We start from the raw sequence: 4,880 nt of genomic DNA, 5'->3' as shown, positions 1-4,880 counted from the left end.
CTGGTGGGATGGTCCGGAGACGCGCGATTATTTCATCGCCGAAGGGCAGGATCACACGCTGTATTGGGTGTACCRGGAGCGCATCGGCAGCGATGAGAACGGGCCGCGCTGGTTTTTGCACGGCTTGTTCGGGTGAGGAGTAATGGAGCCCGTGACATTGTTCAGGGAGTGCTCAGCGCCTGGATCCCCGTCCAATCTATTCGTACCCCATCCGTTTCCTCGCCGGCCAGAGTGAACCGCACATCCGGGTTGTTCTTCCAGGGGGTACGTCGTTCATTGCAAGCGGAACTCGCCCATCTCATCGACTGGAAGTTCATCAAATGCAGGTAAAGATAATGGTGACCCGCATTCCGGTCATTGGTCACGATGCCATCCTTCCAGAACCATACGTCGGGATGCTCCGCGACCCCGTCATGCCAATGCATCGGGTGGAAAACCGTTGTGTACTGCTCCTTGAAATAGACTTTCAGGCCAGGTAGTCGATCACATTCACGCAGGCCCGGTAACAGGTTTGTCGGGAAGTCACCCGCGGTGGTATTGTCTCGCGGAACGAAAAGACACGAAAAGATATCCTCATCGAATCGGGTGCATTCCGGATTTTCCATGTACTCCTTCCAGCGCGGGATGTTCGTATATGCCTTGCGTAACGCCTCGGTATTCCTGAACAGAGCCAGATGCCCGGACAGCATGGTGGCGTGGGTGCTGATCACGTCATGGGAAAGGATGTCTTCGGTATAAAACTTCCTGATGTCTCCATAGATGACGTCCAGATCGCCGAACCCGAAGTAGTCGAAATCCTTGATGTCATCGGAATACATGTCGGCGTACATCGGCTTGATGTCGCATATTTTATAGTTGCTGGATGGGTTGAAATTGATCCCGAGGGCGCGAGAAACATTGCGAATGTAATCTCCATACTCCATCCTTATAAGCCTTACATTGGGTGGAGCATCCTCGGGTATGTCGCAATCTGTCCTGATAATCCAGTTGACCGTGCTGTTGAATTTGCAGCTGGATAAAAACACGGGGAACCATTGGGGCCAGGAACCGAAATAATCGATCAGTATTGCAATGCTTTTCATTTCTGCTTTCATCAGTAGTTTTCGGAGGGCGTCACCGTGTCGATGTAGAAGATCGCGTCGAACGATTGTGCCGGGACGATTTTCTTGGGCCAGACACCGAACTCGCGTACCGTGTTCTCTGCAGTGAACCAGGTGGTCGATGGGCCGGGGGCCGCCTTCGAGAAGTCGACGAAAGCGTATTTCAATCCGCCATTGGCAAGGACGGCTTCGACCGTATTCACAGGCGGAGGAGGTATCGGAGTCGGCTCTGGTGCCCCGTTGTTGGCCATGCCGCGTCCCATGTAGAACCCGACCGTGTACATTTCCGCCCGGCGGCGTTGCGCCAGGAGTTCGCCCATGCTCGCGTTATCGCCAATCTCAGGCATATTGGCAATGTGCATGTTGTGGGCCCACACGATGATCTTGTGATCCGGGTACAGAGAATCGAGCAGGAGATTCAGTTGATTGACCATGCCCGCATCGCGAACAGTGTTGCCCTCCTTGCCGTTGGGGACATCCAGATGTGCATTCTGGCGCGCCAGCCATGCCCGGCCGTGCGCAGCCTGGATTTCCGCGTCGATATCCATCGGGGCATATCCACTTTTGCGCAACGTCGCGCGTCGCGCGCCGAGTGTCTTGGCGATGTCCTCGTAGAATGCCTGGATGGATGCGCTGCGCTCGGCCGTCAGCAGTGTGTTCGCACCAACTTCCTTTTCATTTGCATCCAGGCGTGATGCCAAGGATGCGTCCGCGATGGCGAGCATGCCGCGCAACCGCGTCTTGTCCGTGGCGCTCCCACTGATCTGGATATCGAATCCGGCCAGCGTCAGCGGCTTCGCGCTCTTGCGCACCCCCGCCATGTACTTGAACAACCCCTTGACTTCATTGGTGCGCCATGTCCCGAACACACACCGGTTCATCACGTCGTGCGGCGCTAGCGTGCCTATCGCCTTGTTGGCCTCAAAACATTGGTCGAACGAACTCTCGAACGCGACGACATCGAAACCCATTTCCTGGTGCAGGAACTTGATCAGCCTGGTTTTTGCCCAGCTGGATTCCGCCACGCCATGTGACGCCTCGCCCAACTGGACGATGCGCTTGCCTTTAAGCAGGGGCTTGAGGAATTGCAGGTCGCTGAAGTCGTCGCTGAACAATGACCGAATCGGATGACGGCGGGCCAATATGTCGCTGCGCCACGCGGGAGGGATGGACGGCATGTCCGCTTCCGGAATGCGCAGCGCTGCGTCGTCGAGCAGTTGTTGCGATGGAACTGGGCGCGGCGACTGCTGCATGGCGGCCGCCACCGTGACCGACTCGTCGACTTTCAGTTCAAGGCTGTCGATCCACGCGCTGCCTTTACCGTCTAACCCGGCGCCGATGATTAGTCCGACCGCGTCGGCCGGGACAGGGACCACGACATCGAAATGCTGCCAATCGGTGGTGCCGCTGGGTGCGTCAGGTCCCTTCATTTGTTCGCTGATCTGGGTCTTGTTGCCAATTACCCGGACCATCAAGAAGGCGGCGCCTTCGGCATGCTCGGTCCGGATGCGTCCCGACAGGATCAACCGATGTCCAGCGGCACTGCCGGCGGCGACCTGCTGAACCGCGCCGACAGTCTGGCCGGCGCCTTTGCGATTTTGCAGGCGCAGGGAACAAGTGGCCTTGCATTCGACACGCACGCCATCGTCGTCACCGACCAAGCTCCACCCGGCCGGCTTGCCGCTCGTGGCATCGCTCTGCTGGAACGATAAATTGACGACGGCCGGAAGACTGGCTGCCAGTGCGCTGGAGGTTGATATGGCCAAGAGTAGGGAAAGCAGTCGTATCTTCAGTATCTTCATTATATATTCCTGGGCAGAGCCGGAATGCTGCGATTTTGATGCATTGGCGAACCGTTTCCGCCCGTAGCCCGACTTCTGTACAGACAGAGAAAATATGGGTACGGCGTCGGATGGCTTTGTTGCATAAATCAGCTGGGCGCGTAATACCCCAAACCCCATATACGGAATTACGGCATGGCGACCGTCCTGGGCGTGCCCAGCCGCGTGAAGCGGTTGAGGATGGCGGCGCGCACCTGCAACTCGGCGACCTGGCGGTCGAAGTCACGCGCCATGACACGCTCACCGAGCAGCTTGAAGCAACGCATCTTGGTTTCGACGAGGCTGCGTCGATGATAGCCAGTCCATTTCTTCCATATTTTCCGTCCGAGGCGGCGCGTGGCGTCCAGGATGGCATTGCGAGCTTCGGCGCCCGGCCGACGGTCCTTCCATGGCTTGGCGTTCCTGCGAGTTGGAATGACCGCTTCCGCGCCTCGCCGCGCGATGGCCTCATGGCAGCCCTTCGTGTCGTAAGCGCCGTCGCCACTGACGCTCGCGATGGGTTCGTCATYGCCGATCTGGTCGAGCAGGCACGGCAGCATCGGCGCGTCGCCGGTGCCGTTGTCGGTCACTTCGATGGCSCGGATTTCCAGCSTGGCCGCGTCAATGCCCAKGTGAACCTTGCGCCATTGACGYCGATAGTCGGCSCCRTGCTTCTTCGTTTTCCACTCGCCCTCGCCMAGCATCTTGATGCCGGTGCTGTCGACCAGCAAATGCAATCCCGTCGTCGTCGGACGCGCCCCGATCGTCACCGCCAGATGCTTCTGGCGCCGGCTGACGGTGCTGAAGTCGGGAACCTGCCAGTCCAGAYCGGCCAATCCAAGCAGGCTTTGCGTCATGCCCATCGCTTGCCGCAACGGCAGATTGAACAGGCTCTTCATCGTCAGGCAGAACTGAATCGCCGCTTCGCTGTATTTCGGGCTGCGGCCCCGTTTGCCGCTCGCGCCGCCGTGCCAGCACATGTCCTTGTCCAGCCAAACCAGCAGCAAGCCGCGCGCTCTCAACGCTTCGTTGTATTCCTTCCAGTTGGTCGTTCGGTATTTGGGTTTGGCTGGTGCACTCATCCTGTCAGTTTACCCGTGGCCCGGCTTGGCCGCTGCAGGGACGGATTTGTGCAACAAATCCGTATTCGCCCAAAAACGGGCGATGTAAATATTTGTATTTCAGGGATTCTATGAGGGTTTTTCTGTGCGGAAAGTAATGATTTTTAATTTGTGAAACATTATTTTTCACAGGTTACATTCGGTGATTTTCTATTCGGTCGGTGTGCCAGAAGGAGGTTTTATAATTGGTGAGAATCAATGGTGCATTGCTGTCGCTGGATTATCATAGGCTTTCTAATTGCCGTGGCACGCCAAGAGGCACATTGGGATTTCGGGCCTGCCGACATCGGCGACGTTTCGGCCTTCCAAGCAAACATTTCCAGCTTGTCTCACAATGCGTATGACAGCGCCACCGCTTCAGTCCCACACCCGAACCCGAACACAGAAACACCCATGCTTACCGAACGTATCGATTTCCCCGGCCCCCACGGCAAACTCTCCGCCAAGCTGGAGGCCCCCGCCGGCCCCCCGCGCGCCTACGGCATCTTTGCCCACTGCTTCACCTGCAGCAAGGACGTGCTGGCCGCCACGCACATCGCGCGCGGTCTCGCGGCCCTCGGCGTGGCCGTGCTGCGTTTCGACTTTGCCGGGCTCGGGTCCAGCCATGGTGATTTTGCCGACACCAATTTTTCCTCGAACGTCGAAGACCTCGTCGCGGCTGCCGACTACCTGCGCGAGAAATTCGCGGCGCCCAAGCTCCTGATCGGCCACAGCCTGGGCGGCGCGGCCGTGCTGGCGGCAGCCCATCGCGTGCCGGAGGCGAAGGCCGTCGCGACGATCGCCGCGCCCAGCGATCCGCACTACGTCGTCCATAAACTGCTGTCCGAGCACCTCGACAC

At 58.4% G+C, this 4,880-nt stretch carries 4 protein-coding genes; 1 reads left to right on the top strand and 3 read right to left on the bottom strand.

The window, feature by feature from the left end; genetic code table 11:
* Nucleotides 1-161 precede the first annotated feature (161 nt).
* The 3 genes from AC1DYX_RS27875 to AC1DYX_RS27865 form a co-directional block, all read right to left on the bottom strand.
* Nucleotides 162-1,094, bottom strand: a complete 933-nt coding sequence (locus AC1DYX_RS27875; protein WP_477264960.1) for a DUF6625 family protein — start codon at nucleotides 1,092-1,094, stop codon at nucleotides 162-164.
* The gene (locus AC1DYX_RS27870; protein ID WP_477264959.1) at nucleotides 1,094-2,902 is read right to left on the bottom strand and encodes an erythromycin esterase family protein; all 1,809 of its coding nucleotides are present in this window, start codon (nucleotides 2,900-2,902) and stop codon (nucleotides 1,094-1,096) included. The genes AC1DYX_RS27875 and AC1DYX_RS27870 overlap by 1 nt, the downstream gene beginning before the upstream one ends.
* A 167-nt stretch (nucleotides 2,903-3,069) precedes the next feature.
* On the bottom strand, nucleotides 3,070-4,002 hold the full coding sequence (locus AC1DYX_RS27865) for an IS5 family transposase (protein ID WP_477264957.1): 933 nt from the start codon (nucleotides 4,000-4,002) through the stop codon (nucleotides 3,070-3,072).
* Between the two features lie 432 nt (nucleotides 4,003-4,434).
* Here AC1DYX_RS27865 and AC1DYX_RS27860 point away from each other — a divergent pair.
* Nucleotides 4,435-4,880 (top strand): alpha/beta fold hydrolase (locus tag AC1DYX_RS27860; protein WP_477264955.1); only part of this gene is annotated, 446 nt, incomplete at its 3' end.

It is taken from the genome of Massilia sp. P2_C2 (genome assembly GCF_056404615.1).
Note: the sequence above shows the minus strand (reverse complement) of the source record. Positions and strands in the feature narration are given on the sequence as shown.

Coding starts and splice junctions, on each gene's coding strand:
- AC1DYX_RS27870 (WP_477264959.1), bottom strand. CDS start 2,902: ATGAAGATACTGAAGATACGACTGCTTTCCCTACTCTTGGCCATATCA.
- AC1DYX_RS27875 (WP_477264960.1), bottom strand. CDS start 1,094: ATGAAAGCAGAAATGAAAAGCATTGCAATACTGATCGATTATTTCGGT.